The following is a 25,077-nucleotide window of genomic DNA, read 5'->3' on the forward strand; positions in this document are numbered from 1 at the left end:
CTGTGGTGGCCCTGCGGCGGGCGATCACCAAGGGAGACGGAAATGGCGGAAGAGCTGCTCATCGACCAGGAAATGGACGTGACCCACGGGGTCTATCAGCCCTATGGCTGGCACCATTGGCCGAAATATCCCTGGATGAGCTACCAGTTCCGCCGTGCCTTGGGCGAGACCCAGGAAGGCGGCGGCACCGTCTCCGAATGCTTCCTCGCGGCGAGCCGCATGATCCCCGGGGACAAGGAGAGCTGGCACCGCGAATGGAAGCACATCGCCGACTTCAACCAGGAGCGCGGCGACGAGGAGTTTTCCAAGGGCCACATCCGCACTGCAATGAATTGCTGGCTGCGGGCGGCCAATTACTATCGCCACACCGAGTTCTGGCTGGAATATGCCGACCCGCGCCGGCTCGATGCCTTCACCGACATGGAGGAGTGCTCGCGCAAGTTCATCCAGAACCTGAATCCCGCCGGCGAGGTGCTCCAGATCCCCTATGAGGACGGCAAGACGCTGTTCGCCTATTTCGTGCGCGCACCGTTCGACACCGGAAAGCAGCCCGTCCTCATCTGCATGGGCGGGCTGGATTCCATCAAGGACGAGATGTGGTTCATGCAGGCCCATGGCGCGCTCCAGCGCGGCATCTCGGTGCTGATGATCGACGGCCCCGGCCAGGGCGGCACACTCCGCCGCCACCGCATTCCGACCCGGCCGGACTATGAGGTGCCGATCGGCAAGTGCATCGATTACCTGCTGACCCGCGACGATATCGACCCGTCCAAGATAGCGGTCTGCGGCTCGTCCCTCGGCGGCTTCTATGCCGCCCGCGCCGGCTGCTACGAGCCCCGCCTCGCCGCCGCCATCTCCCATGGCGCCATCTGGTCGATCCCCGAGCTGTGGGAAGGCGCGAAAGAAGACCACGGGCTCGCCGACCACATCAAGACCGTGTTCGGCGCCTCCACCATGAAGGAGGCCATGGAGAAGGCGAAGCCCTTCGTCCTGGAAGGGCACCTCGACAACATGAAGTGCCCCTACCTCATCGTCCATGGCGGGCACGACGTGCTCGGCGTCGCCGCCGCCCAGAAGGTGGCGGACTATGCCGCCGCAAAGGGCGTCGACGTCACCCTGCGCTTCGTCACCGAGGAGGAGACGGGCGCCGACCACTGCCAGCACGACAACCCCACCATCGGCCAGGAGCTGATGGCCGACTGGCTGGTGGACGTGTTCGGCATCGATGAGCGCGAGCTGCGCAAGAAGATCACCAATCCCCTCATCTGACAGGTAGCGGACGGACCAGGCACCCCTTTCCGGAGAACCCCAATGGCCTACGTCGACGGTTACGATGACGCCTATTACTCCATGACCTGGATGGGCTCGCGGGGCTATCCGGAGGGCGGCAATTCCGGCCGGTGCTACTTCACCGGCCCGCTCGCCATGTACCGCCTCAATGGCGAGAGCGACGTGCTGTTTGCGGACGGCACCTCGGGCGACGGCTTCTCCTTCCGTTGGACCCCCGTATGGGGCGCGCCGGCCTTCAATGGCGGGGCGGGGCCGTTCCACGAGATCTGGGAATACACTGCCCAGTCCCTCGGCTTCAAAGGCCATTGGGAAGAGGACCACGAGAACGGCTTCGAGGAGGCGTTCGCCAAGCTCTGCGGGCTGATCGACCAGGGCATTCCGGTGCAGGTGGGCCTGCATTACTCCCTGATGCTGCCTTACGGCGCAAAGGGCTCGCCGCGCCTGAAGTTCCAGCACGAGACCATGGGCAAGACCGGCTTCGGCCACCATGTGGTGGTGGCGGGCTATGACCTGGAAGCGGGCACGGTCACCATTTTCGAGCCCAACGACATCATGCCCCATTCGCGCTACGACGCGCCCATCAGCGTGTTCCGCGAGGCGTGGACGCAGGCGAAGCAGCGCGGCCCCTCCGGCTACGAACCGTGGGAGCACCACCACCCCTATGGCGGCGAGTGGACCTTGCATGACGGATACGGCCCCTTCCTCATGGTGTGGGTGGAGCGGGGGCGCGATCCGGATTGGGATATCGCGAAATCCATCCGCCACTCCTTCCGCCGCAACCTGAAAATTCTCTGCGGCGACTATCCCAAGCCCTATGCGCTGTTCGGCAATCAGTGGCAGATTCCGCGCTTCGAGACCGGCGCGCCGGGCATGGCTGCCTTCGCCGAGAAGATCCGCTCCGGCGAGATTGGCGACGTGCTGGCGCCCACCGGCGAACTGCGCCCGCTGTTCCTGCGCGGCCAGATCCCCAACCACGGCGTGCTCGGCCGCGCCGGCGCCGCCGGCTATCTGCGCCGGGTGACGCGCGAGCTTGGCATGCGCGGGCTGAAGACGGCGGACGCCGCCGCCGCCGCCGACATGATGCAGAAGTCTTCCGACACCTTCCGCGTGCTGCGCTACGAGGGTGATCTCAAGAAGGCCGGCGAGATCCTCTCGCGCATCGCCGAGATGGAACTGTCGGCGCTGGAAAGCATGGCCCGGGCCTGGAGCGAGGTGAAGCACATCACCGAAGCCGCCCCGAAGCAGCACGGGATCGCAGCCGAATAGAACCCTCCACCCCATGGGGAGGCGACTCCCCCAATTGTCAAACATCCTTCCAGGGGAACAACAAATGACGATCAGGGGCGCGTTACTCGGTTTCTTCATGGGCGCGGTCGCAGCCGGCACGGCGGCGGCCCAGACCGTGGACAACTACACCGTCAAGCTGGTGGCCGGCACGCCGGGCTATGACCATATCCAGCCTTACATCGCCGAATACCTGAAGCTCTGGGACAAATACGGGGTCAAGGTCGAGTTCATCGGCGGCAACTATCAGCGCTCCAACCAGCTGATGGCCATCGGCGACTATGATGCCGGCTACAACCAGTATGCCAGCGCGCTGCGCTATCTCTCGGCCGGCATCGAGAACGTCATCGTCGCCGCGTCCTCGGCCAATTGCGCCATGATGGTGGCCTCGCCCAACGTGAAGTCCTGGGCGGACCTGAAGGGCAAGCGCATCGGCATCGTCACCAAGTTCGACGTGCAGTATCTCACCCTCACCCATGAGATCCTTCCGCGCTTCGGCCTCTCGGAAAAGGACGTGCAGCTGGCGCTGGTGCCGGTGCCGGAAGTGGCGTCCGCGCTGCTCACCGGCGACATCGCCGCCGCCTTCCCGTTCGAGCCCTACGGCACCAATGCGCTCGACAAGGGAGCCAAGCTCCTGCTGGCGGCAGACCAGCTCGTGGACAAGAAGAAGCTCGATTCCGACATGCTGCGGAACGGGCTCATCATGACCAAGAAGTTCGTGAAAGAGCACCCCGAGGTGGCGAAGCGTCTCGTCTGGGCGCACCTCGATGCGGTCCACATCATGAAGACCGACAAGAAGCTCGGCATGCAGGTGCTGAAGCATTATGTGCCGAATATGGACTCGAAGCTCCTGGAGCAGTCCTACGACAATTGCGGCTGGAACTACGATGCTCCGCCCAAGGTCTGGATCCAGGCTCTGCTCGGCTGGATGGCCGAGGACAACCTTCTCCAGAAGCCCATCAAGTATGAGGACGCGGTCGATCTCTCCATGGCCGAGAGCTATCCCGGCTATCCCGGCTACGAGAAGCTGAAGAAGTGAGGCCGGCGCGATGGTGATCATCGAGGGCCTCAACAAGAAATACGGCAACCAGGGCGCGGAGGTCTCCGCGCTCGTGGACATCAACCTCACCATCGAGGAGGGCGAGTTCATCTGCCTCCTCGGGCCCTCGGGCTGCGGCAAGTCCACCTTGCTCAAGATCGTCGCCGGGCTGATCCCGGCGACGTCCGGCCGGATGAGCATCGACGGCAAGCTGGTGGACGGACCCGGCCCCGAGCGAGCGGTGGTGTTCCAGGACTATGCGCTGTTCCCCTGGATGACCGTGCGGGACAATGTGGAGTTCGGCCTCCAGGCCCGCGGCCGCTCGGTGAAGGAGCGGCGCGAGGTCTCCGAGCGCCTGCTGAAGATCGTCGGCCTTGCGGACTTCGCGAACCGCTTCCCCCACCACCTCTCCGGCGGCATGAAGCAGCGTGTCTCCATCGCCCGCGCGCTGGCGGTGGACCCCTCGCTGCTGCTCATGGACGAGCCCTTCGGGGCGCTCGATGCCCAGACCCGCGAGACGCTCCAGGACGAGCTCCTGCGCATTTGGCGCGAGTACAAAAAGACGGTGATCTTCGTCACCCATTCCATCGAGGAGGCGCTCTACCTCTCCGATCGCATCGTGGTGATGACCGCGCGCCCCGGCCGCATCAAGCAGATCGTCACCATCGAGGAACCGCGCCCGCGCGACATGACCAGCGAGACCATGGGCCGGCTCCAGCGCGAGGTGCGCGCAGTGCTTGGCGAAGAGATCAACCGCGCGGCCGCGCTGGAGCAGGCCGACATGATGGCGGGAGCGTGAGAATGGCCATGATGGCATCCTCCAAATCGGCCGTATCCAAGCCGGCCATCGTCCCTCCTGCAAAGACCGCCTGGCGCTTCAGGATGCCGAACCGGGAGCGCCTGCTGGGCCTCGGCACCATCGCCGGCTTCCTGCTGATCTGGCAGATGGTCTACACGCTGGGCTTCATGCCCAAATGGGCCTTCCCCTCGCCTTGGCAGGTGGTGCTCGCCTTCCGCGACCTCATCCTCAACGGCGTCCTTCTCACCAATACCGCGGCGAGCGTCGGGCGGCAGATCACCGGCGTCGCGCTGGCGGCGCTCGTTGGCATTCCGGCCGGGTTGATCATGGGTGCATCGCCCACGGTGCGCGCCGCCTTCCTGCCTTTGTGCCGGCTGCTCTATCCCATCCCCGGTATCGCCTGGATCCCGCTCGCCATCCTGTGGTTCGGCATCGGCTTCACCTCCACCGTGTTCGTGATCTTCTTCTCCGGCATCTGGTCGATCATGTTCAACACCATGACCGGCGTTCAGACCCTGTCGGGGCAGTACACCGAGGTGGCGAAGGTCTATCTCGCCTCCCGCCGCCTCTATACGTGGCGCATCCTGATCCCGGGCTCGCTGCCCTACATCATCACCGGCATGCGCCTCACCTATGGCGTCGGCTGGCGCGTGATCGTGGGCGCGGAGATGATCTCCTCCATCACCGGCCTCGGCTTCCTCATCGACGACGCCCGCTGGCAGCTCCGCCCCGACATCATGATCTGCGGCATGATCACCATCGCCATGATCGGCTGGGTCTCGGAGAACTGGTTCTTCGACTGGGTCGAGAAGAAGACCATCGAGCGCTGGGGCATGAAGACCGTCTGACGAAGAGACTGTCGCAAGATTCCCTCTCCCGCTTGCGGGGGAGGGTTAGGGAGGGGGAAGCCATCCTCTCCGGAGTGTCAGGCGCTTGTCCTGCTTGAGGTGCCCCCTCCCCAGCCCTCCCCCGCAAGCGGGAGAGGGAGCCCCATGTCCCAACATCCCGAAGAGCTGACGCGCTCCGGCGCCAGCCTCCGCACGCCCGCAAGGAGCCTCCCATGGCCGACACAGAAGCGAAGCTCATCGACGCCGTCGCCACCGACACGACGCCCCATTACGAGCCCTATGGCTGGCACCATTGGCCGCAATTCCCCTGGCCGTCCTACCAGTATCGCCGGGCGCTGGGCGAGAGCCAGGAGGGCGGCGGCACGGTCTCCGAATCCTTCCTCGCCGCGAGCCGCATGATCCCCGGCGACTATGACTCATGGCACGATGAATGGATGGTGGTGGCCGACAACAACTTCCGGCGCGGCGAAAAGGAGGAGGCCAAGGGCCACATCCAGACCGCCATGAATTGCTATTTGCGCGCCGCCGACATGTATCGCTCCGCCGAGTTCTGGCTGGACCCGAAGGACCCGCGGCGCATGCCCACCTTCGAGAAGGCCGAACTCTCCACCCGGCGCTTCCTCGAATACACGGTGCCGAAGGGCGAGTTCGTGGAGGTGCCCTATGAGGAGGATGGAAAGCCCATGTACGGCTATTTCATCCGCGCGCCCTACGACACCGGCAAGCAGCCGGTGCTGATCTCCTTCGGCGGGCTCGATTCCTACAAGGACGAGCTCTGGTTCATGACCGGGCGCGGCGCGCTCCAGCGGGGCATCTCGGTGCTGCTTATGGACGGGCCGGGGCAGGGGGCGACCATCCGCCGGCACAATCTGCCGAACCGCTACGATTACGAGGTGCCGGTCGGCCGCTGCATCGATTGGCTCGCCACCCGCGACGACGTGGACATGAGCCGCATCGCCGTCTCCGGCTCCTCGCTCGGCGGCTATTACGCCGCCCGCGCGGGGGCCATGGAGCCGCGCCTTGCCGCCGCCATCTCCCATGGCGGCGTGCTGAGCCTCTATGAGCGCTACAAGGACCGCGCCGAGGATCACGGCCTCGCCGGCCACATGAAATGGGTGTTCGGCGCGGACAGCATGAAGGGGGTGGCGGAGAAGACCAAGGATTTCGACATGCGCGGCGTGTTCGAGAACATGAAATGCCCCTACCTCATCCTCCATGGCGGCCATGACGTGCTGGGCGTGGAGGCGGCGCGGCAGGGCTACGACTACGCCAAGGCCGCAGGCGTGGACGTGACTATGATCCTCGTGGAAGCGGACATGACCGGCGCCGAGCACTGCCAGCACGACAACCCCACCTTGGGCCAGGAGCTGATGATCGACTGGCTCGCCGACACGTTCGGCGTCGACCAGAAGGCGCTGGCCAAGCACCCGCTGCGCTGAGAGAGGTCCCCGCGCTGCCGTCCGCTCCGGCGGCAGCGCGGGCCAGAATCCGGTCCTTGGAAATAGACCAGTTCAGCAACTAGTTGCTATCGACGCCAGGCCGGGCGGTGTCCAATCGGACCCATGACGGCCCAGCCAACCCTATCCCTCTTCGATCCCGCAGCCGTTCCGGACGAGATCCGGCTGAACGCGGCGCGGGACGCGCTGATCCTCACCTGGGAGGGCCGGGCGCCGCGCGCGTTCGGCGCCGAGGCGCTGAGGTCCGCCTGCCGGTGCGCCTGGTGCACGAGGGCGCGGGCGGACGAGCGGTTTCCCGGCGGCTTTGCCGGCATCGCCGTCACCAGCGTGGCGCCCATCGCCGACTATGCGCTGAACCTGCATTTTTCCGACGGTCACGAGCGCGGAATCTACCCCTTCTCCTATCTGCGCGCCCTCGCCGACGCCGACACCGCGGAGCAAAATCCATGAGCGACATCAAGACCGAGATCGTCGATTGCGACATCCTCGTCATTGGCGGCGGCACCGGCGGGCCCATGGCGGCCATCAAGGCGAAGGAGAAGAATCCTTCCCTGAAGGTCGTGCTCATGGAGAAGGCCAATGTGAAGCGCTCCGGCGCTGTCTCCATGGGCATGGACGGGCTGAACAACGCGGTCATTCCCGGCTACGCCACGCCCGAGCAATATGTAAAGGAGATCACCGTCGCCAATGACGGCATCGTCCACCAGAAGGCGGTGATGGCCTATGCCACGGGCTCCTATTCCATGATCCAGTATCTGGATTCCATCGGGGTGAAGTTCGAGAAGGACGGGTCCGGCGAATACAATGTCCGCAAGGTCCACCACATGGGCACCTATGTGCTGCCCATGCCGGAAGGCCACCATGTGAAGAAGGCGCTCTACCGCCAGCTGCGCCGCCTCCAGGTGATGATCACCAACCGCTACATGGCCACCCGCCTTCTCACCGGCCCGGACGGGCAGGCGGCCGGCGCCATGGGGGTGAACACCCGCACCGGCGAGTTCCTAGTGGTGCGGGCGAAGGCGGTGGTGCTGGCGGCGGGCGCTGCCGGGCGGCTTGGGCTTCCGGCCTCCGGCTATCTGTTCGGCACCTATGAGAACCCGGCGAACTGCGGCGACGGCTATGCCATGGCCTATCATGCGGGGGCGGGGCTCGCGAACCTCGAATGCTACCAGATCAATCCGCTCATCAAGGACTATAACGGCCCGGCCTGCGCCTATGTCACCGGCCCGTTCGGCGGCTACACCGCCAACAATAAAGGCGAGCGCTTCATCGAGTGCGACTACTGGTCGGGCCAGATGATGAAGGAGTTCTTCTCCGAGCTTCAGAGCGGCAACGGGCCGGTCTTCCTCAACATGACCCATCTCGCCGAGGAGACCATCACCGAGATCGAGACCATCCTGCATTCTAACGAGCGCCCCTCGCGCGGCCGCTTCCATGAGAAGCGCGGCACGAACTATCGCGAGCGCATGGTGGAGATGCACATTTCCGAGATCGGCTTCTGCTCCGGCCACTCCGCCTCGGGCGTGTGGGTGGACGAGAACGCCCGCACCACGGTGCCCGGCCTTTATGCCGCCGGCGACATGGCGAGCGTGCCGCACAATTACATGCTGGGCGCCTTCGTGAATGGCGGCATCGCCGGGCGGGACGCGGCGGAATACTGCGCCTCCACCGACCTGCCGGTCTATGACGACGCCTTCGTCGCCGCCGAGCAGGAGCGGGTGCTGGCGCCGACCCGGCGGGATGACGGGCTCACCCCCTATGAGATGGAGTTCAAGACCCGTCGCCTGGTGAACGACTATCTCCAGCCGCCCAAGGTCACCGCCAAATATCGCATCGCCCAGGAGCGGTTCCGCGAGGTGCGCGAGGACCTGTCCTCGATGTGCGTGCGCGACCCGCACGAGCTGATGCGCTCCCTGGAGCTTCAGTCCATCCTCGATTGCGCGGACATGGCGGCGGCCGCCTCGCTCTACCGCACCGAGAGCCGGTGGGGCCTCTATCATTGGCGGGTGGACCACCCCGCCACTGACAATGAGAACTGGTTCTGCCACACCCTCCTCTACAAGGATGAGGCGGGGAAGATGGCGCACAGGAAGCGCGAGGTGGACCCCTACGTGGTGCCGATCCCGGAAGAGGAGATGGGCGCCTATCACCAGCTGCGGACCGCAGCCCCGCTCGCTGCCGAATAAAACCCCTTTCCGGAGCATCCATCATGCCCCACGCGAACCACGCCACCTCCGTTCCCGTCACCGTGGACGATGAAAAATGCATCGCCGAGAAGGGCTGCCGGGTCTGCATCGACGTCTGCCCGCTGGACGTCCTCGCCATCAACCCGGCCTCCGGCAAGGCGTACATGAAGTATGACGAATGCTGGTACTGCATGCCCTGCGAGGTGGACTGCCCCACCCATGCGGTGAAGGTCGAGATCCCCTATCTCCTGCGCTGACGAGGGCTAAGAGCATGCCGATCTTCGAGGCGTTCGACGACGAGATGGACGAGGTCCTGGAGCGCGCCCGCAGCGCGGATGCCGGCGTGCGGCGGGTGGCCATGATGAGCCTCGCCGAGGCGGTGGAGCCGGAGGCGGTGGAGCTGCTGATCGCCGGCACGCGCGACACCGACGCCGCCGTCCGCGAAGCCGCCTGCAAGGCACTGGACGAACATGCGGGAACGGACGTCGCCCTCGCTCTCCTCGCCGCCTTGGACGACAAGGAGGAGCCGGTGCGCCTCGCCGCCGCCGAGAGCCTCGCAGAAAAGAAGGAGCCGGGCTCGGCCGATGCGCTGATCGCGCGGGCGGGGGAGGGCAGCGTCTTCGTGCGCGCCGCCGCGCTGCGGGCGCTGCGCGAGATGCAGGTGGAGGCCGCCATGCCGGTGGCGCTCGCCGCCTTGCAGGACGCGAATCTCGAGGTGCGCCGGGAGGCCCTGGGCGTGCTCGGCTGGCTGAAGGCGGAGGCGGCCCTGCCGGCCCTCATGGTGGCGGCGAACGACACCGAGCCGACGGTGCGGCGCGCGGTCATGGCAGCCCTGGTCTTCGTGAGGCCGGGCACCTCAGGCGTGCCGCCGCTGCTGGCGGGGCTGAAGGATGAGAACTGGCAGGTGCGCGAGGAGGCCGCCTTCTCCATCGGCAAGGCGCGCTTGCCCGAGGCAACCGAGCCGCTGATCGCCGCCGCCGGGGACGAGGCCTGGCAGGTGCAGGCGAAGGCCGTGAATGCCCTCGGCAAGATCAAGGCGCGCTCCAGTGTGCCCGTCATCTCCGGGGCTCTCGACCATGCGCTCAGCAATGTGCGCAAGGAGGCGGCTGCCGCCCTTGGCGAGATCGCCGATCCAGCCGCCATCGGCGCGCTGGAACGTGCCTATGACGATCCCGACCCCGACGTGCGCAAGCTGGTGCGCTGGGCGCTGGATCGCTGCCGTACGGCCGCCTAGGGTCCTGACACAGCCGATGGAGCGGCCGTGAGCTTTTCCTCTGCCGCTTGAACGAGCGCTTGCAGCATCGGGCGGGTGGGAGCGAAGAAGGTTATGCCGGTGTGCGGCGTCGAGAAGTCCAGCAGCCGGTCGTACGCGCCGGGCGGGTCGCCGATATACATGCGTTGCAACATCTTCTCGATGACCCAAAGATATCGGGAATATCCAATAAAGTAGGTCCCGAATTCCTTTTGGCCCGGACGGCCGAACGGCATGTTGTCGCGCAATATGTCATGCTCATTCCCATCGGCATCCACGATGGTGGCCAGCGACTTGTGCGATTTGCGCGGGGCGTCGTCGTCGTCGATTTCGATATTGTCTATTTTCGTGCGGCCGATGATCTGCTCCTGGAGCGGCGTCGGGGTCTGTGCCCATGCGCCGAGATCGTGCAGATACTTCTGGACGACGACATAGCTGCCCCCCGCGAAGTCGGCATCTTCATCACCTACAAGCGAGGCGGCGGGCAGATCGAGGCCCGTGGGGTTGGCTGTGCCGTCGACAAAGCCCAGAAGATCGCGCGCATCGAAATAGCGGAAGCCCGACACCTCATCGACCACGGTCACGCCGGGGCCGAGGGTGTCGAGCAGGATGCGCTCGAATTCGAAGCACAGATCGGGGCGCTCGGATCGGATATGGAAGAGAAGATCGCCGGGAGTCGACGGCGCCGCATGGACTGGTCCCTCGATCCGCGCAAACGGCTTCAGTTCTTTCGGCCGGGCGTCGAAACGGAGACGGTCCCAGAGATCGCGGCCGATCCCGACGATGCAGGACAGCCGGGCGGCGAGATCGCGGAAGCCGACGGTCTTGACGAGATCGTCGAGCCCATCGAGCGTTGAGCAGACCTTTGCGAGCGCCGCCTCCTCGCTCCCGACGGTGACCACGAGAAAGACGGCCGCTCGCGAGAGAGGCGCGTCGATGCTCTGCGCGTCGATCGGAACTCTGTCCCAGCTCTTCCCTGACATCCCAATGCCCCCTTGCCTGGATGGATGGCAGGCCCACGCCTGTACCCGTCCAGGGTCCCGAGGTTGGAGCTATCCCAAGGACGGTTGGAAACGCAACCCATAGGCAAGGATGCCGACAGACGAGGGCCGCGGCGGCATGTTGAGCCGCCGCGGCCCGGTCCGATCCCTCCCAGCCACACCGCAAATCACGGCGGGCCGGGGATGGATCGCGTGTCCAATCTCAGAAGAAAGAAGCTCTCACTTCTTCAACGAGATGAAGCTCTGGTGATCCTTGTGGAAGAAGTGGATGTCCAGCGTCCTCATGAAGGTCTGCAGGCCCGCATCCTGGATAGGCAGCAGGAAGGCATCTTCGTCGGTTTCGTTGTAGTGGGCATGCCACCAGCCGGGAGGCGTCACGAAGGCAGATGCCGTGTTCCAGTCGGCACGAATGGGATTGATGATGTTGCCCTCGGAATCCAGTTCCTCACCCAGCAGGCTGTAGCAGCCGGGCTTGCACTGGATGATGAGGTCGAGCGCCACGGACTGGTGGCGGTGGGGCAGCTGGATCGCGCCGGCGGGCAGGACGCCGTACATGGCCCAGAGAACATGCGTGGCGGTCTCGGTCATCGCGCACTGGCTGTTGGCCAGGAGCACACTGACGCGGCTGCGGTCCTTCGCCTGCGGATCCTTGCGGATCGCGCTCAGATTGCTGTCTTCGTCCTCGTGCCGGAAGAGGGTCGGGCGGAACCGCGGCGTCTCGGCGCGAACGCCGAGATAGGTCAGCAGCGGCTGATCGTGAACCCAGTAGAGGACGCTGTCGGTGGTGGCGATGTGCGTCGCCGAGCCGAGGGGCAGGGTGAAGAGATCGTGCTGCTCCCAGGGAAGCGCTTCGCCATTGATCTGCGTCTGGCCCTCGCCTTCGATCACGAAGTAGAGTTCGGACGTCGCATTGATGGAGGTCGAGATGCGCTCGCCGGCATTGATGCGAATGAAATTGGCGCAGAGGTTGGGGCTGGTCGCCGGGCTGGGGCACAGGAGGTGCGCGCTCAGATCCAGCGGGATGACGCGGGTCTCGCCGCTCTGATGCAGCTGGCGGTCAAAAGAGCCAAGAGGGCATTTCGGGGTCTGATGCCCGATCGGATTTGCAACCTTGCTATATTCGAAATAGCGCGCGTCCTCGGCCCACTTTTCCCGGGAGGAAACGGTCATTTTCATATCCCCAAGCTGAATAAAAATACGGGCCGCGGATGTCCGGCGGCGCAGCTTTTATCGCGCCGGCACAAATGCCTGGAACGACCCAGCAGCTCGGCCCCCCGTGACCAATGGCGGTCTTAGAATTGGAAGAATACGAAAATGTGAACGCTGCTGGTGGCGCCTCGCGGCACGCCGAGCGACAGCGGAGCTGCGGCGGGCACACCCAGCGTTCACGTTCCGAGTTCAGCATATGAGTATACTCATTCTATAGACTTTATAGAAAATTAGCTGGTACAGTTCTTGCGATTGTTCCAATGTGGAACCTCGGAGAACCGTGATGCTGGCAACTCAGGCGTCGGGTGCGTCCCGCGCGACCGGATCGGTCCTCTTGACGAACACCGCGCCCGCGCAGGCTCTGCTGCTGACCGAGAATGCCGCCCTCGCCAACGGGCCGCCCCTCTTGCTTCAGCGCCTGTCCCTGAAGGAGCGCGAGGATGTTCTGAAGGAGGGCCAGCGCCGCGTGGTCTATCGCGGCAAGATGCTGTTCTCGCAGGGCACGCCCCATGACGGCATCTTCCTCATCGAGAGCGGGCGCATCCGGGTCTTCTACATCGCGCCCTCGGGCCGCGAGATCACGCTGGCCTATTGGCATGCGGGAAATTTCGTCGGCGGGCCGGAATTGTTCGGCCAGGGCCAGCATGTCTGGTCGGGCGTCGCCGCGGCGAATTCGGTGGTGGTGCACCTTTCCGGCAAGGCTCTTCGCGGCCTCATCGCGCGTATGCCGGCACTCTCATTCGGGCTCATCGAGGGGCTGACGTTCAAGGGGAAATGCTATTCGGCATTGGCCCAGATGCTCGGCACGCGCTCGGTGACCGAGCGGCTCGCCCACCTTCTGCTCCACCTGTGCGACACCTATGGGGTGCGGGAGGGGAATGCCCTCGTCATCGGCACCGCGCTCACCCATGCGGACCTCGCCCATATGGTGGGCGCCACCCGGCAATGGGTGACCATCTCGCTCAAGCGGCTTCAGGCCCAGGGCGTCCTCACCGCCGAGAAATCAAAGATCGTCGTGCACCAGGTGGATGCCCTCCACGCCATGCGCGGCGGTGCCTGACGCAAGGGCGCTGCACGCATTTCGTGCCGAAACATTCATCAGGCCCGCTTTCAAGGCAACTAATCCACCATCCGGCGGCATCTTCCTTTGAACCTCTCGAAGGTCCGAGCGGAAGATTGGCCAAGGCCGCAAGAGCCGACGCACCCGGATGCGTCTGGGGCCATGCATTTCCAAGAGGTGAACCCACATGCGGAACCGTGTCCACTCACCCCTTCGCCTCGCAGCCGGCCTCGCCCTGGCCCTCGGCGCGGCCGCGGCGCCGGCGCTGGCCCAGACCAGCGTGACGGTCGGCATCGGCACCCAGGACACCACCACCAACACGGTGACGACAGGCGTGGTGATCCGCGAGCTGAAGCTTCTGGAGAAGTATCTGCCTAAGGACGGCAAATACGCCAACATCGCCTTCAAGCTGGACTGGCAGAACTTCACCTCCGGCCCGCCCGTCACCAACGGCATGATGGCCGACAAGCTCCAGTTCGGCGCCATGGGCGACTATCCGCTGGTGGTGAACGGCTTCACCTTCCAGTCCAACCCGCAGAGCAAGAGCCAGCTCATCGCGGTGGCCGCCTACAACATCTACGGCTCGGGCAACGGGCTCGTGGTCCACAAGGACTCGCCCTATTACGAGATCTCTGATCTGAAGGGGAAAGTGGTCAGCGTGCCGTTCGGCTCCGCGGCCCACGGCATGCTGCTGAAGGCCATGCAGGACAAGGGCTGGCCCGCCGACTATTTCCAGCTCGTCAGCCAGAGCCCGGAAGTGGGCTCCACCAACCTCCAGGAAAAGAAGATCGACGGCCACGCCGACTTCGTGCCTTTCGCCGAGCTGCTGCCGTTCCGCGGCTTTGCCCGCAAGATCTTCGACGGCGTCGAGACCAAGGCGCCCACCTGGCACGGCGTGGTGGTGCGCACCGACTTCGCCGAGAAGTATCCGGAAGTGGTGACCGCCTACATCAAGGCCGTCATCGAGGCCAATGACTGGGTCCGCAAGGACCCGAAGGCGGCCGCGGAAGCCATCGCCAAATGGACCGGCATCGACAAGGAAGTGGTCTACATCTTCCTCGGCCCGGGCGGCATCATGACCATGGATCCCACCATCAAGCCGCAGCTGGTGGAAGACGCCGCCATGGATGCCGGCGTGCTCCAGAAGCTCGGCCGCATGAAGGAGTTCGACGTCAAGGCGTGGGTGAATGACACCTATGTCCGCAAGGCCTATGCCGAGCTCGGCCTCGATTACGAGAAGCAGGTGAAGAGCCTCGACAATTACGAGGTGAGCGGCGAGGACGGCTTCTGCAAGGTGAAGATCACGCAGGCCCGCATGGCCGGCGAGATCTGGGTTGAGGGCGAGGGCATCAAGGCCTTTTCCAGCCCCGCCTGCACGCTTGGCGCGCTGGCCGAACTGAAGGGCCAGGGTAAGAAGATCGCCACCACCTACCTGTTCGACACCGCCCAGGGCATCAAGCTGTTCGCGTCCGAGGCCTTCTATGCCGCCGTCACCAAGGACGGGAAGACGCAGATCCAGCCCTTCCTCCTGAAGAAGGACGCCGAGGCCGCGGCGGCCAAGGACGGCGGCAAGGTGCTGGGCTTCGATGAGGCCCTGAAAAGCGTGACCTCCGGACGGGGATGACGGCCATGAAGCACAATACGGCTCTCGCGACTTTGGCGGTGGCGCCGGAGCGGTTCGCACGGGCCCCGGAGGAGCCGGCGCTTGCCGGCTCCGTCGTCCTGCGCCCGCCCCGCCCCGCGCGGCCTGTGGCGGCTGCACCGGAGACGGGGTTCTCGGCGAAGCTCAAGCGCTGGTTTCGGCTCAATAAGGGGGCGATCCGCGCAATGCTGCTGGGGTGCCTGTCGCTCGGTCTGTTCATCGCGCTCTGGCATGTTCTGACCGTCAACCGCATGTCCATCTATGTGCGGTTCATCAACGTGCCTTCGCCCGCCCAGGTGCTGGAGAGCGCGGAGGCCGCGTTCCAGAGCGGGCGGTTCATCCAGCACATCCTCATCTCCTGCCGGCGCATCCTTATCGGGTTCTCCATCGCCACGCTCGTTGCGGTGCCGCTCGGCCTTCTGATGGGGCGCTACAAGATCCTGCGGGAGTTCGTCTTCCCGGTCTCGGAGGTGATGCGGCCCATCCCGGCCATCGCCTGGGTGCCCATGGCCATCATGCTCTGGCCCTCCAACGAGGAGAGCATCGTCTTCATCACCTTTCTCGGGTCCTTCTTCCCCATCCTCATCAACACGCTGCACGGCATGTCGACGGTGGATGAGGTGCTGGTGCGCGCCGCGCGCTGCCTCGGCGCGAAGGAGACGGCCACCTTCCGGGAGGTCTATTTCCCGGCGGCGCTGCCGCAGATCTTCACCGGGCTCACGGTGGGCATGGGCGTCGCCTGGGTCTCGCTGATCGCCGCCGAGATGATTTCGGGCCAGTTCGGCATCGGCTACTTCACCTGGGAATCCTATTCCCTGGTCCAGTATTCGGACATCGCACTGGGCATGATCTGCATCGGCGTGCTCGGCCTCGCCTCGTCCTTCGCCATCCGGGCGGTGGGCCGCATCGTCACTCCCTGGGCGGCACGGCATTAGGAGCGAACCCATGAGCGCGTCTGCGAAGAAGGGCCTCATCGAGGTCTCGGACTTCTGCCTCAGCTACGAGACCATGGACGGCGCCATGGCCGCCGTGGAGGAGGCCGATATCGTGGTGCGGCCGGGGGAGTTCGTCTCCATCATCGGCCCCTCCGGCTGCGGGAAGTCCACGCTGCTGAATGCCGTGGCGGGCTTCCTGAAGCCCACGCGCGGCAAGGTGACGGTGGACGGGGAGCCGGTGAAAGGCCCCGGCGCCGACCGGGGCATGGTGTTCCAGCAATATTCCCTGTTCCCCTGGAAGACCGTGCGCGAGAACGTGGAGTTCGGCCTCAAGATGCGCGGCATGCCGGCGGATGAGCGCAAGCGCGCTGCCCGCACGCTGCTGGGCCTCGCCGGCCTCTCCCAGTTCGAGGACCAGTATCCCGACAAGCTCTCCGGCGGCATGAAGCAGCGCGTCGGTATCGTCCGCGCGCTCGCCACCGGGCCGCGGGTGCTGCTTCTGGATGAGCCGTTTGGCGCGCTGGATGCGCAGACCCGCCAGATCATGCAGCAGATCCTCACCAATCTCTGGGAGCGGCTGGAAATCTCGGTTCTGTTCGTCACCCACGACATCGACGAGGCCATCTTCCTCTCCGACCGCATCTATGTGATGACCGCTCGCCCCGGCTCCATCAAGGCGGAGGTCACCGTGCCCCTGCCGCGCCCGCGCGATGCGGCCTTGGCCCTGTCCGCCGAGTTCCTGACGCTGCGGGCGGAGCTGGCCGCGCTGATCCGCGAGGAGAGCCTGAAGGCCATGGGCGGCGAGCTGAACGCCGACGCGCTGAAGGGGCTGGCCATCAACCTCCACGGCGCGAGTATTTCCGATGTGCTGTGAGGGCTTTTGGTTTAACCCTCTCCCGCTTGCGGGGGGAGGGCAGGGAGGGGGCCGGGCGCAGCCCGGTTCATTTCGCCTCCATCCACCGCCTGTCCCTCATCTCGCTCCGCTCGATGCCCCCTCCCCAGCCCTCCCCCGCAAGCGGGAGAGGGAGTGATCCCCGCCGGGTCATGCTCGAGCCAAAGCTTTTTTAGAAATTAGTTGTCGCCCAAATCTCAAATCACCTGTCTCCCGTGATCTCCATTGCTAGCATCCATCATGATTTCCAAATGGATGCGCGCATGACTTACGTGGTCACGGACAAATGCATTCGCTGCAAATTCATGGATTGCGTCGCGGTCTGCCCCGTGGACTGCTTCTATGAGGGCGAGAACATGCTCGTCATCAATCCGGACGAATGCATCGACTGCGGCGTCTGCGAGCCGGAATGCCCGGCGGAAGCCATCATCGCTGACACCGATCCGGAGGCGGCGCGCTGGCTGGAGCTGAACACCCGCCTTTCGAAGGCATGGCCCAACATCTCGCAGAAGAAGGAGCCGCCAGAGGACGCCCAGCAATGGATGGGCGTCGACGGCAAGTATGAGAGCGCCTTCAGCGAAGCTCCCGGCGGGGCGGATTGATCTTCACCATCACAGGCACCCCACATGAGCAATATTGCCCAGGAGACCGTGCTGGAGGTCCGCCACTGGACCGACCGGCTGTTCAGCTTCACCGCCACCCGCGACACCGCTTTCCGCTTCAAGAGCGGCCAGTTCACCATGATCGGGCTGGAGGTGGCGGGAAAGCCGCTGCTGCGCGCCTATTCGCTGGCGAGCGCCACCCATGAGGAGCAGCTTGAATTCTTCTCCATCAAGGTGCCGGACGGGCCGCTCACCTCGCGCCTCCAGGAGCTCAAGGCAGGCGATCCCATCCTGGTGGGCCGCCGGCCCACGGGCACGCTGCTGCTGGACAATCTGAAGCCGGGAAAGCGGCTCTACCTGCTCTCCACCGGCACCGGCCTCGCGCCTTTCGTCTCCATTGTGAAGGACCCGGAGACCTATGAGCGGTTCGAGAGCGTGATCCTCGTCCATGGCTGCCGCGAGGTGGCGGAACTGGCCTATGGCGAGGCCATCGTGGATGACGTGCGCGGCCATGAATTCCTCGGCGACTACGCCCGCACCCAGCTCCTCCATTACCCGACTGTCACCCGCGAGCCGTTCCGCAATCGCGGGCGCATCACGGATCTCATGGAAAGCGGCCAGCTCTTCGCCGATCTCGGCCTGCCGGACATGGACGCAGAGCATGATCGTGTGATGCTCTGCGGCAGCCCCCAGATGATCGAGGACACCCGCGCCTTCCTGGAAGCGCGGGCGTTCGAGGAAGGTGCCGGCCACCGGCCGAACCATTTCGTGGTGGAGAAGGCCTTCGCCGAGCGCGGCTGAGGGCGCCTCAGTCGCCGACGATGGCGGCCATGCGCCGCCGGTCCAGCATCACCTTGCGGGCACCGGAGAGGCGCAGCGCACCTTCGTGCTGGAGCTGGGACAAGGCGCGGGAGACGGTCTCTAGCGTGAGGCCGAGATAATCGGCGATGTCGCGCCGGGGCATGGCGAGGTCCACATGCCCGGTGCCGCCCAGCCGCGCATCCATATGCATGAGGAAGGCGGCGACGCGCTCAAGCGCCGTGCGCCGGCCCAGCAGGATCATGTGCTCCTGGGCATGGCCGAGGCTGCGCAGCGTGAGGTCCCAGAGCCGGCAGGCCGCCTCCACATTGCGCCGGGCGATGTCCTCCATCTGCCGGCGGCGGAACAGCAGCACGGTGGTGTCGGCCACCGCCTCGGCGGTGAGGCGGTGGTGGGCGTCCGGCTCGAAGCCGAACAGGTCGCCGGGTAGATGGAAGGCATCGATCTGGCGGCGCCCGTCGCTCAGCAGCTTGCAGGTGCGCACGGCGCCGGAGACCAGGCGGTAGACGAAATCCGCCTCTTCGCCGTCGCCGAAAATCTCTTCTTCGCGGGCATAGAAGAAGGATGTCCCCACCAGCTCGGCGCAGGTGGAAAGCAGGAGGGTCTCCGGGGCGGCGGGCGGCAGGCCGGGAATGGGCCACGCGGTGATGGGGGCTTCGTGTCTCACGGCCGGCTCCTCAATGTCTGGACGAGGAGAAGCTAGCAGCGTATCGACCGCCGGAAATGTCGTGACGAGCCCCTAGGGAGGCCCCCTTAAGGGGAAGTACGTAGGCCGCCGGCCTTGGCCGCGCGCACCGCGCTCAGCAGCATGTCCTGCGACAGCGGCTTCTCGATTAAAGCGAGCCCGGCGGCGTGGGCGCGGGCGGCGATCTTGGGATCGGGATGGCCGGTGACGAGGATGACCGGCGCGTCGATCTCAAGCTCCCGCAGCCGCCGGACCACGTCGATGCCGTCCATGACGGGCATTTTCACGTCGATGATCAGGCAGGCCGGCAACCCGCCCGGCAGCGCGGCGAACAGTTCCGGCCCGCCATGGAACGCCTTCACGGCATAGCCCTCGCTCTCCAGCAGGAAGCGCAGCGAGGCCAGCGCGCCGGGATCGTCGTCCACGATGATGATCGGCAGCGGCTCGGCCCCTGTCTCGGCTGGCAATGGCGGTCTCCCCTGGGACCGTGCTCGGGTCCATGGTCGACTTCAGCACGGGAGCGGCGGAGACGACTTGAGACGGATCAAGTCGGGGGGAATGTCTGCATGTCCCCCCTCCGAGGGAAGACCCGTGCGAGACGCCCGCCAGGCTCCCTCTCCCGCTTGCGGGGGAGGGCTGGGGAGGGGGCTCCTCAAGCAGGACATCGCATCCGGATCTGCGGCGAGCACCCTTCCCCCTCCCTAACCCTCCCCCGCAAGCGGGAGAGGGAATAAGGCAACGGTCCCCCTCTGTGGACCTCTGCTACGCCACCCCCGCCCGCACGGCGCTGCGCACCAGATCCGAGACGCTGGAGGCCTGGAGCTTGCTCATCACGTTCGCCCGGTAGACCTCCACGGTGCGCGGCGAGATGTCGAGGATGCGGGCAATGACCTTGTTGGGGTCCCCCACCACCAGCCGGTCGAACACCTGCCGCTCCCGCTGGCTGAGCGTTGCCAGCCGGCGCGCGAACTCGTCCTGCGCCGCCTCCGCGCGCTCCTCGCCGCGGGCGTGGGACAGGGCCGCGCGCAGCGCCTTCAGCAGCACCTCGTCGTCGAACGGCTTCTCGATGAAATCGGCGGCCCCCAGCTTCATGGCCTCCACCGCCAGCGGCACGTCGCCATGGCCGGTCATGAGCACCACCGGCAGCGGCCGTCCGCCCGCCTTCACCCGGCGCAGCAGCTCCAGACCGTCAATGTCGGGCATGCGGATGTCGGAGAGGATGCAGCCCGGCGGCACGCTTGCGATGGCGTCGAGGAACACGCCCGCGCCATCGTAAAGGCGCACCGAGAAGCCCGAGGAGCCCAGGAGGAAGGCGAGGGATTCCCGCATGGCCTCATCATCGTCCACCACATGGATCAGCTCAGTGTCCGGCATCGCGTGGCTCCTCGCTGTCCCCGGCGGGGAGGGTGAGGCGGAAGGAGGCGCCGCCGCCCGCGCTGGGCTCCACCCAGAGCCTGCCGCCATGGGCCTCGACGATGGTGCGGGAAATGGAGAGGCCGACGCCCATCCCGTTCTCCTTGGTGGTGACGAAAGGCTGGAACAGGCGGCCCGCCACTTCCTCCGACAGTCCGGGGCCGGTGTCGGAGACGCCGATCTCCACCATGCCGCCCGCGCTGGGCCGGGCGGAGAGGGTGATCTCCCGGCGGGGAGAGGCCTGCATGGCGTCCACCGCATTGCGGATGAGGTTCACCAGCACCTGCTGGACCTGCACGCGGTCCGCCACCACGGTGGTCACGTCGGGATGAAGCTCGAGCCGCGAGATGATGCCGGCCTCGCGCCCGCCCACCAAAGCGAGGGCGCCCGCCTCGTCGATGAGCTGCGAGACCTTCTCGTGGCGCCGGTCGGTTTCCCCGCGCGAGACGAAGTTGCGCAGCCGGCGGATGATCTGCCCGGCCCGCACCGCCTGCTCGGAGGCCTTGTCGAGCCCTTCCTTCACCTTGGGCAGGGCTTCGAGGTCCGCCTGGTCCAGGAGGCGGCGGCAGCCCTTCAGATAATTGCTGACCGCCGCCAGCGGCTGGTTCAGCTCGTGGGCGAGGGTGGAGGCCATCTCGCCCATGGCGGTGAGGCGCGAGACATGGACCAGCTCGGACTGGAGCACCTGGAGGCGCGCCTGGGTCTGCTGGCGCTCGGTGAGGTCGGTGATGAAGCCGGTGAAATGCACCCGGTCGCCGGAGCGCATCTCGCCCACGGCCAGCTCCATGGGGAAGATGGAGCCGTCGCGCCGCTGGCCGTTGACGATGCGCCCCTTGCCGATGATGCGCTTCTGGCCGGTGCGGTGGTAATGGGCGAGATAGCCGTCATGGCGGCTGCGGTCGGGCTCCGACATGAGGATGGAGACGTTCCGGCCGATGGCCTCCTCGGCGCTGTAGCCGAACAGGCGCTCGGCGGTGGCGCTGAAGGAGCGCATGATGCCGGCGGCGTCGATCACCACCATGGCCTCGGGCACGGTGTCGAGGATGGAGCGCAGATGCTCCTCCCGCGCCCGCAGCTCCACCTCGGCCGCCTTCTGCGCATCGATGGCGAACACCACACCGCGCAGCCATAGCGGCTGGCCGGAGGCATCCGTGCGCACCTGGCCCTGGGAACGGACCCAGCCCATCCGGCCGTCCGGATGCAGGATGCGGATGTCGATGGCATAGCGCCCGCCGCCCGCCAGCGCCCGGGCGATGGCGCGCTCGCGCATCTCCCGGTCGTCGGGGTGCACGATGGCCTGGAGCGCCGCGAAATCCTTCACCTTGCGCTCGGCCGCGCCGAACAGGCTGGCGCAGGTGGCCGACATGGCGATGCGGCCGGTATGGAGGTCGAGCGACCATGTGCCGATGCCCGCATCGTCGAGCGTCGTGCGCAGATCCTCTTCCGCATCGTGCGGGTCGGGTCGTTCAGTCGGTTCGGCGGGTCCGGTCATTGGAAAAGATCACGCTCCCGCCGTCCATCGGAAGCGGAAACCCGGCTCTTCCGCAAGGGGCGTGGACAATTCGCCTCGGGTGACGGCTCGCCTGAAGCTTTCCCGTCATCCCCGGACTTGATCCGGGGATCTCCCGTCATTCCTGGTGCATCCGGTCATGAGAGACATGGCCGGATCAAGTCAGGCCATGACGGGGAGAGAGCCTTCCGCCCTCAATGCGCCAGGAGCAGCGGCACGGGATTGCTCTTCAGCAGAGACTGCGTCACGCCGCCCGCGATCCATTCCCAGAGCATGGAGCTCTTGTAGGCGCCCATGACTGCCATGTCTGCCGGGTGGCGCTCCAGATAGCGCAGCAGCGTCTGGGCGATGCCGTCGGGGCCGGCGGGAAGGTCGGTCTCCGTCACGTTCACGCCGTGGCGGGACAGGAAGGCGGCCATGTCCGCGCCGGCCAGCGTGCCCGCAAGCTCCCGCTCGTGGATGATGGACACGAGGTCCACCGCCTCGGCCGCACGCAGGAAGGGCAAGGCGTCGTGGGTGGCGCGCGCCGCCTGGGCGCTGCCGTCCCAGGCCACCACGATGCGGTTCGCCGCGAAGGTCCGCACCTTCGGCGGCACGAGGAGCAGCGGGCGCCCGCTCTCGAACAGCGCGCTCTCGATCAGGCCGCGGTCCACATCGATGGTGGTGGTTTCGGCGTCGAGGATGGCGAGGTCGTTGACGCGCGCCTGGGCGAGGAAGCTCTTCAGCAGATCCTGGTAGCTGAGCTGGCGGCTTTCCACCGTGCAGGTGACGCCGGCGGCTTCCGCCGCGCCCCGGCTGCGTTCGGCGACCGCTTCCGCCAGGACCTGGAGCCGCCGGTTCTCCGCCGCCACGAGGTTGTTGGCGAAATCGCTGACGCTCGCATGGGTCAGGCTGATCCGGACCGAAGCGGCCTGGACAGTCATGTGCGCGCCCGCCTGACGGGCGAGCGAGAGGGCATAGCCGAGGGCGGTGGAGGGTTCGTCCACTCCTTCCTCGGTGATGCCGACAAGTATGCTCTTGATGCCGTGGAGCATGAGGATCCTCCCGTTTCGTTCCTGCGACGAGGATGGCGTCTTCGGGAAAAGCTGCGTTGAGGCAGATCAAGGGTTTTACCCAACGTCATCCTAGCACATTCAAGGGTGCGGTGGAGGAGCGGGACGTTCGGAGAGATAGCGGCCGGGGGTGACGCCGAAGGCGGTCTTGAACATGGCGATGAAGGCGCTCGGCCCCTCGAAGCCGAGGCTGTCCGAGATGCGGCTCACGGGCTCGCGCGCCGCCACCATCTCCAGCGCGCGGAACAGCTTCGCCTGGCGGCGGAAGGCGCGCAGGCTGAGGCCCGTCTCCGCCTTGAAGCGCCGCTCCAGAGTGCGGGCGGACATGCCGAGCGGGGCGGTCCAGTCCTCCAGCGTGCGCCGATCGGCGGGGTCGGCGAGGATGCTTTCGGCGAGGCTGCGCAAGGGGAGGCTTGTGGGCAAAGGCAAATGCAGGGGCGCCACGGGTGAGGCTGCGATCTGGTCCAGCAGAACCGACACGAGGCGGCCGGCGGGCGCCGCCTCGTCATAATCGGGCGGAAGCGCGATCACCGCATCGATCAGGCAGCGCAGGAGCGGGGAGACCTGGACCACCGCCATGCGAGCCGGGAGCGCAAGCGCGGCCTCGCGCGCCACATACAGGGTGCGAAGCTGCGTGGCGGCGAGATGGCGCGTCTCGTGGCGCATGCCGGGGGGAATCCACAGGGCCCGCTCCGGCGGCACCACATAAGTGCCCTCGGCGGAGTTCACGGCGATGGAGCCGGACAGCACCGAGAGGAGCTGGCCGCGCTGGTGGGCATGGGGCGTCTTGCCGGTGCCCCGATCTGTGTCCGCCTTGAAGGCCACCACGCGGTGCGGCCGGTCCGGCACCGGCATGTCGGCGACGAAGCCGTTGGGATCGGGCAATTTCGGGCGGATGTCGGCCATGGTGGTCTTTGTCGTTTCACAGCTATTCTTCGACAGATTAGCGCTAACGCACACAAAACCGAAGGCCTATCCTGATCTTCAAGCGGAGAGCGACCAAGGCTCCGCATCCTTTCAGGAGGTTCCGATGCGCTCGACTGTGATCGGCGGCGCCATGCTGCCCCACGCGCCCCAGTTCTTCACCCTGCCCGACACCGAGGACAAGGCCACGGTTGCCGCCGTGAAGAAGGCCGGCGCGGACATCGGCGCGAAGCTGAAGGCGCTGAACCCGGATCTCTGGATCATCTTCTCCAACGACCATGCGGAGCAGTTCTTCCACACCTCCGCCCCGCCCTTCACCATCCATGTGGGCGGCGAGGCGTCCGGCGATTTCGCCGGCCACAAATTCCACTGGCAGGTGCCGAGCGAGATCGGCTTCGAGCTGGTGCGCGAGATGTATCGCCAGGGCTTCGACCCGGCCTTCACCTCCACCGCCAAGATCGACTACGCCATCGGCATCCCGCTCACCCATCTCGGCGTCACCGCACCTGTCCTGCCTATCTATGTGAACGCCTATCTGCCGCCCCAGCCCACCATGGAGCGCTGCTACGCGTTCGGGCAGGCCATCGCCCGCGCGGTGACCTCCATGGGCCTGCGCACGGTGGTCATCTGCTCCGGCGGCATGTCGCACTTCCCCGGCACGGACCGCTATTCGCACCCCGAGCTGGACTGGGACAACAAGGCGTTCGAGCGCCTCGCCGCCGGCAACCTCAAGTCGCTGGTGGGCTATGACGAGGTGGAACTGGACGACACCGGAAACATCGAGCTGCGCTGCTGGGCCTGCGGCGCCGGCGCGCTGGGCGAGCGCAAGCCCGACCTCGTCTCCATGGACCCGAGCTGGCACCACAATTATGCCTCCCTCGGCTGGTTCGAGCCCAAGAGCCAGGACCACACGGCCCACTACCCCAACATCAAGCCGGAGCTGGTGGAGCTGACCAGCGCCCTGCACGCCCTCGCCCACGACAATGACAAGCGCCTCGCCTATGTGGCGGACCCCAAGGCCTATGTGGCGCCCCTGAACCTTCCCGAGGCGCAGAAGGCGGCGCTGGCCAACCTGAATGTGCCGGAGATGGTGGCCATGGGCGTGCACCCGCTCGTGCCGTTCCTCGCCAACATGCAGATCCAGCGCTTGAAGCCGCGCCAGCCGGCGGCGGAGTGAA

25 protein-coding genes are annotated in these 25,077 nt (G+C 66.0%); 17 read left to right on the forward strand and 8 right to left on the reverse strand.

The window, feature by feature from the left end; all coding sequences use genetic code 11:
• The first annotated feature begins 42 nt into the window (after window positions 1-42).
• From ABLE91_RS11840 to ABLE91_RS11885, 10 genes are all read left to right on the forward strand, one after another.
• A complete protein-coding gene (locus ABLE91_RS11840; RefSeq protein WP_348931019.1) occupies window positions 43-1,269 on the forward strand; it encodes an alpha/beta hydrolase family protein in 1,227 nt (408 codons plus the stop codon).
• Window positions 1,270-1,311: 42 nt separating this feature from the next.
• A complete protein-coding gene (locus ABLE91_RS11845) occupies window positions 1,312-2,556 on the forward strand; it encodes a C39 family peptidase (protein ID WP_348931020.1) in 1,245 nt (414 codons plus the stop codon).
• A gap of 64 nt (window positions 2,557-2,620) precedes the next feature.
• A complete protein-coding gene (locus ABLE91_RS11850) occupies window positions 2,621-3,613 on the forward strand; it encodes an ABC transporter substrate-binding protein (protein ID WP_348931021.1) in 993 nt (330 codons plus the stop codon).
• A 10-nt stretch (window positions 3,614-3,623) separates the two neighbouring features.
• Window positions 3,624-4,412: an ABC transporter ATP-binding protein gene (locus tag ABLE91_RS11855; RefSeq protein WP_348931022.1), complete on the forward strand. Its 789-nt coding sequence runs from the start codon at window positions 3,624-3,626 to the stop codon at window positions 4,410-4,412.
• A 2-nt stretch (window positions 4,413-4,414) separates the two neighbouring features.
• Window positions 4,415-5,260 carry an ABC transporter permease gene (locus tag ABLE91_RS11860; RefSeq protein ID WP_348931023.1) on the forward strand — a complete coding sequence of 282 codons (846 nt, stop codon included), beginning with the start codon at window positions 4,415-4,417 and terminating at the stop codon, window positions 5,258-5,260.
• Between the two features lie 212 nt (window positions 5,261-5,472).
• Window positions 5,473-6,699 carry an alpha/beta hydrolase family protein gene (locus tag ABLE91_RS11865; protein WP_348931024.1) on the forward strand — a complete coding sequence of 409 codons (1,227 nt, stop codon included), beginning with the start codon at window positions 5,473-5,475 and terminating at the stop codon, window positions 6,697-6,699.
• A 123-nt stretch (window positions 6,700-6,822) separates the two neighbouring features.
• Window positions 6,823-7,167 carry a DUF971 domain-containing protein gene (locus ABLE91_RS11870; RefSeq protein WP_348931025.1) on the forward strand — a complete coding sequence of 115 codons (345 nt, stop codon included), beginning with the start codon at window positions 6,823-6,825 and terminating at the stop codon, window positions 7,165-7,167.
• The gene (locus tag ABLE91_RS11875) at window positions 7,164-8,903 is read left to right on the forward strand and encodes a fumarate reductase/succinate dehydrogenase flavoprotein subunit (RefSeq protein WP_348931026.1); all 1,740 of its coding nucleotides are present in this window, start codon (window positions 7,164-7,166) and stop codon (window positions 8,901-8,903) included. The genes ABLE91_RS11870 and ABLE91_RS11875 overlap by 4 nt, the downstream gene beginning before the upstream one ends.
• A gap of 23 nt (window positions 8,904-8,926) precedes the next feature.
• On the forward strand, window positions 8,927-9,160 hold the full coding sequence (locus ABLE91_RS11880; RefSeq protein WP_348931027.1) for a 4Fe-4S dicluster domain-containing protein: 234 nt from the start codon (window positions 8,927-8,929) through the stop codon (window positions 9,158-9,160).
• 14 nt (window positions 9,161-9,174) lie between these two features.
• Entirely contained in the window at window positions 9,175-10,137 is a 963-nt protein-coding gene (locus ABLE91_RS11885; RefSeq protein ID WP_348931028.1) for a HEAT repeat domain-containing protein, read from the forward strand.
• Here the strand turns inward: ABLE91_RS11885 and ABLE91_RS11890 are convergent.
• Both ABLE91_RS11890 and ABLE91_RS11895 read right to left on the reverse strand, forming a co-directional pair.
• The gene (locus tag ABLE91_RS11890) at window positions 10,134-11,138 is read right to left on the reverse strand and encodes a Dyp-type peroxidase (RefSeq protein ID WP_348931029.1); all 1,005 of its coding nucleotides are present in this window, start codon (window positions 11,136-11,138) and stop codon (window positions 10,134-10,136) included. The two genes, ABLE91_RS11885 and ABLE91_RS11890, sit on opposite strands and share 4 nt — an antisense overlap.
• A 237-nt stretch (window positions 11,139-11,375) precedes the next feature.
• Window positions 11,376-12,326 (reverse strand): cupin domain-containing protein, encoded by a 951-nt coding sequence (locus ABLE91_RS11895; RefSeq protein ID WP_348931030.1) that lies wholly within the window; start codon window positions 12,324-12,326, stop codon window positions 11,376-11,378.
• A 322-nt stretch (window positions 12,327-12,648) separates the two neighbouring features.
• On the opposite strand from ABLE91_RS11895, the gene ABLE91_RS11900 reads away from it, so the two are divergent.
• The 6 genes from ABLE91_RS11900 to ABLE91_RS11925 all read left to right on the forward strand — a co-directional run bounded on the left by ABLE91_RS11900 (window position 12,649) and on the right by ABLE91_RS11925 (window position 18,297).
• On the forward strand, window positions 12,649-13,425 hold the full coding sequence (locus tag ABLE91_RS11900) for a Crp/Fnr family transcriptional regulator (RefSeq protein ID WP_348931031.1): 777 nt from the start codon (window positions 12,649-12,651) through the stop codon (window positions 13,423-13,425).
• 187 nt (window positions 13,426-13,612) lie between these two features.
• On the forward strand, window positions 13,613-15,049 hold the full coding sequence (locus ABLE91_RS11905; RefSeq protein ID WP_348931032.1) for an ABC transporter substrate-binding protein: 1,437 nt from the start codon (window positions 13,613-13,615) through the stop codon (window positions 15,047-15,049).
• A 5-nt stretch (window positions 15,050-15,054) separates the two neighbouring features.
• Window positions 15,055-16,002, forward strand: coding sequence for an ABC transporter permease (locus tag ABLE91_RS11910; protein ID WP_348931033.1), 948 nt, complete (start codon window positions 15,055-15,057; stop codon window positions 16,000-16,002).
• A 10-nt stretch (window positions 16,003-16,012) separates the two neighbouring features.
• The gene (locus ABLE91_RS11915) at window positions 16,013-16,876 is read left to right on the forward strand and encodes an ABC transporter ATP-binding protein (protein ID WP_348931034.1); all 864 of its coding nucleotides are present in this window, start codon (window positions 16,013-16,015) and stop codon (window positions 16,874-16,876) included.
• A 281-nt stretch (window positions 16,877-17,157) separates the two neighbouring features.
• Window positions 17,158-17,496 (forward strand): ferredoxin FdxA, encoded by a 339-nt coding sequence (gene fdxA / locus ABLE91_RS11920; RefSeq protein ID WP_348931035.1) that lies wholly within the window; start codon window positions 17,158-17,160, stop codon window positions 17,494-17,496.
• Between the two features lie 24 nt (window positions 17,497-17,520).
• Window positions 17,521-18,297, forward strand: a complete 777-nt coding sequence (locus ABLE91_RS11925; RefSeq protein ID WP_348931036.1) for a ferredoxin--NADP reductase — start codon at window positions 17,521-17,523, stop codon at window positions 18,295-18,297.
• Between the two features lie 7 nt (window positions 18,298-18,304).
• On the opposite strand, the gene ABLE91_RS11930 is transcribed toward ABLE91_RS11925, so the two are convergent.
• The 6 genes from ABLE91_RS11930 to ABLE91_RS11955 all read right to left on the reverse strand — a co-directional run bounded on the left by ABLE91_RS11930 (window position 18,305) and on the right by ABLE91_RS11955 (window position 23,881).
• Entirely contained in the window at window positions 18,305-18,964 is a 660-nt protein-coding gene (locus tag ABLE91_RS11930) for a helix-turn-helix domain-containing protein (protein ID WP_510181939.1), read from the reverse strand.
• 104 nt (window positions 18,965-19,068) lie between these two features.
• Entirely contained in the window at window positions 19,069-19,467 is a 399-nt protein-coding gene (locus ABLE91_RS11935; RefSeq protein ID WP_348931038.1) for a response regulator transcription factor, read from the reverse strand.
• Between the two features lie 295 nt (window positions 19,468-19,762).
• On the reverse strand, window positions 19,763-20,374 hold the full coding sequence (fixJ, locus tag ABLE91_RS11940; protein ID WP_348931039.1) for a response regulator FixJ: 612 nt from the start codon (window positions 20,372-20,374) through the stop codon (window positions 19,763-19,765).
• A complete protein-coding gene (locus ABLE91_RS11945) occupies window positions 20,361-21,905 on the reverse strand; it encodes a PAS domain-containing sensor histidine kinase (protein ID WP_348931040.1) in 1,545 nt (514 codons plus the stop codon). Before ABLE91_RS11945 ends, fixJ begins: the two co-directional genes overlap by 14 nt.
• Before the next feature lie 212 nt (window positions 21,906-22,117).
• Window positions 22,118-22,957 carry a universal stress protein gene (locus ABLE91_RS11950; protein ID WP_348931041.1) on the reverse strand — a complete coding sequence of 280 codons (840 nt, stop codon included), beginning with the start codon at window positions 22,955-22,957 and terminating at the stop codon, window positions 22,118-22,120.
• A gap of 99 nt (window positions 22,958-23,056) precedes the next feature.
• Complete coding sequence (locus ABLE91_RS11955; RefSeq protein ID WP_348931042.1) at window positions 23,057-23,881, reverse strand: AraC family transcriptional regulator; 825 nt, start codon at window positions 23,879-23,881, stop codon at window positions 23,057-23,059.
• A gap of 124 nt (window positions 23,882-24,005) precedes the next feature.
• Here ABLE91_RS11955 and ABLE91_RS11960 point away from each other — a divergent pair, with 124 nt between their 5' ends.
• Window positions 24,006-25,076: a DODA-type extradiol aromatic ring-opening family dioxygenase gene (locus ABLE91_RS11960; RefSeq protein WP_348931043.1), complete on the forward strand. Its 1,071-nt coding sequence runs from the start codon at window positions 24,006-24,008 to the stop codon at window positions 25,074-25,076.
• Window position 25,077 lies beyond the last annotated feature (1 nt).

Origin of the sequence: Aquabacter albus (assembly GCF_040049275.1) — a bacterium.
In the GTDB taxonomy this organism is placed as follows: domain Bacteria; phylum Pseudomonadota; class Alphaproteobacteria; order Rhizobiales; family Xanthobacteraceae; genus Aquabacter.

Bases quoted from the DNA above. Each gene is read 5' to 3' on its own strand.
- ABLE91_RS11840 (WP_348931019.1), top strand. From the start codon at position 43: ATGGCGGAAGAGCTGCTCATCGACCAGGAAATGGACGTGACCCACGGG.
- ABLE91_RS11845 (WP_348931020.1), top strand. From the start codon at position 1,312: ATGGCCTACGTCGACGGTTACGATGACGCCTATTACTCCATGACCTGG.
- ABLE91_RS11850 (WP_348931021.1), top strand. From the start codon at position 2,621: ATGACGATCAGGGGCGCGTTACTCGGTTTCTTCATGGGCGCGGTCGCA.
- ABLE91_RS11855 (WP_348931022.1), top strand. From the start codon at position 3,624: ATGGTGATCATCGAGGGCCTCAACAAGAAATACGGCAACCAGGGCGCG.
- ABLE91_RS11860 (WP_348931023.1), top strand. From the start codon at position 4,415: ATGGCCATGATGGCATCCTCCAAATCGGCCGTATCCAAGCCGGCCATC.
- ABLE91_RS11865 (WP_348931024.1), top strand. From the start codon at position 5,473: ATGGCCGACACAGAAGCGAAGCTCATCGACGCCGTCGCCACCGACACG.
- ABLE91_RS11870 (WP_348931025.1), top strand. From the start codon at position 6,823: ATGACGGCCCAGCCAACCCTATCCCTCTTCGATCCCGCAGCCGTTCCG.
- ABLE91_RS11875 (WP_348931026.1), top strand. From the start codon at position 7,164: ATGAGCGACATCAAGACCGAGATCGTCGATTGCGACATCCTCGTCATT.
- ABLE91_RS11880 (WP_348931027.1), top strand. From the start codon at position 8,927: ATGCCCCACGCGAACCACGCCACCTCCGTTCCCGTCACCGTGGACGAT.
- ABLE91_RS11885 (WP_348931028.1), top strand. From the start codon at position 9,175: ATGCCGATCTTCGAGGCGTTCGACGACGAGATGGACGAGGTCCTGGAG.
- ABLE91_RS11890 (WP_348931029.1), bottom strand. From the start codon at position 11,138: ATGTCAGGGAAGAGCTGGGACAGAGTTCCGATCGACGCGCAGAGCATC.
- ABLE91_RS11895 (WP_348931030.1), bottom strand. From the start codon at position 12,326: ATGACCGTTTCCTCCCGGGAAAAGTGGGCCGAGGACGCGCGCTATTTC.
- ABLE91_RS11900 (WP_348931031.1), top strand. From the start codon at position 12,649: ATGCTGGCAACTCAGGCGTCGGGTGCGTCCCGCGCGACCGGATCGGTC.
- ABLE91_RS11905 (WP_348931032.1), top strand. From the start codon at position 13,613: ATGCGGAACCGTGTCCACTCACCCCTTCGCCTCGCAGCCGGCCTCGCC.
- ABLE91_RS11910 (WP_348931033.1), top strand. From the start codon at position 15,055: ATGAAGCACAATACGGCTCTCGCGACTTTGGCGGTGGCGCCGGAGCGG.
- ABLE91_RS11915 (WP_348931034.1), top strand. From the start codon at position 16,013: ATGAGCGCGTCTGCGAAGAAGGGCCTCATCGAGGTCTCGGACTTCTGC.
- fdxA (WP_348931035.1), top strand. From the start codon at position 17,158: ATGACTTACGTGGTCACGGACAAATGCATTCGCTGCAAATTCATGGAT.
- ABLE91_RS11925 (WP_348931036.1), top strand. From the start codon at position 17,521: ATGAGCAATATTGCCCAGGAGACCGTGCTGGAGGTCCGCCACTGGACC.
- fixJ (WP_348931039.1), bottom strand. From the start codon at position 20,374: ATGCCGGACACTGAGCTGATCCATGTGGTGGACGATGATGAGGCCATG.
- ABLE91_RS11945 (WP_348931040.1), bottom strand. From the start codon at position 21,905: ATGACCGGACCCGCCGAACCGACTGAACGACCCGACCCGCACGATGCG.
- ABLE91_RS11950 (WP_348931041.1), bottom strand. From the start codon at position 22,957: ATGCTCCACGGCATCAAGAGCATACTTGTCGGCATCACCGAGGAAGGA.
- ABLE91_RS11955 (WP_348931042.1), bottom strand. From the start codon at position 23,881: ATGGCCGACATCCGCCCGAAATTGCCCGATCCCAACGGCTTCGTCGCC.
- ABLE91_RS11960 (WP_348931043.1), top strand. From the start codon at position 24,006: ATGCGCTCGACTGTGATCGGCGGCGCCATGCTGCCCCACGCGCCCCAG.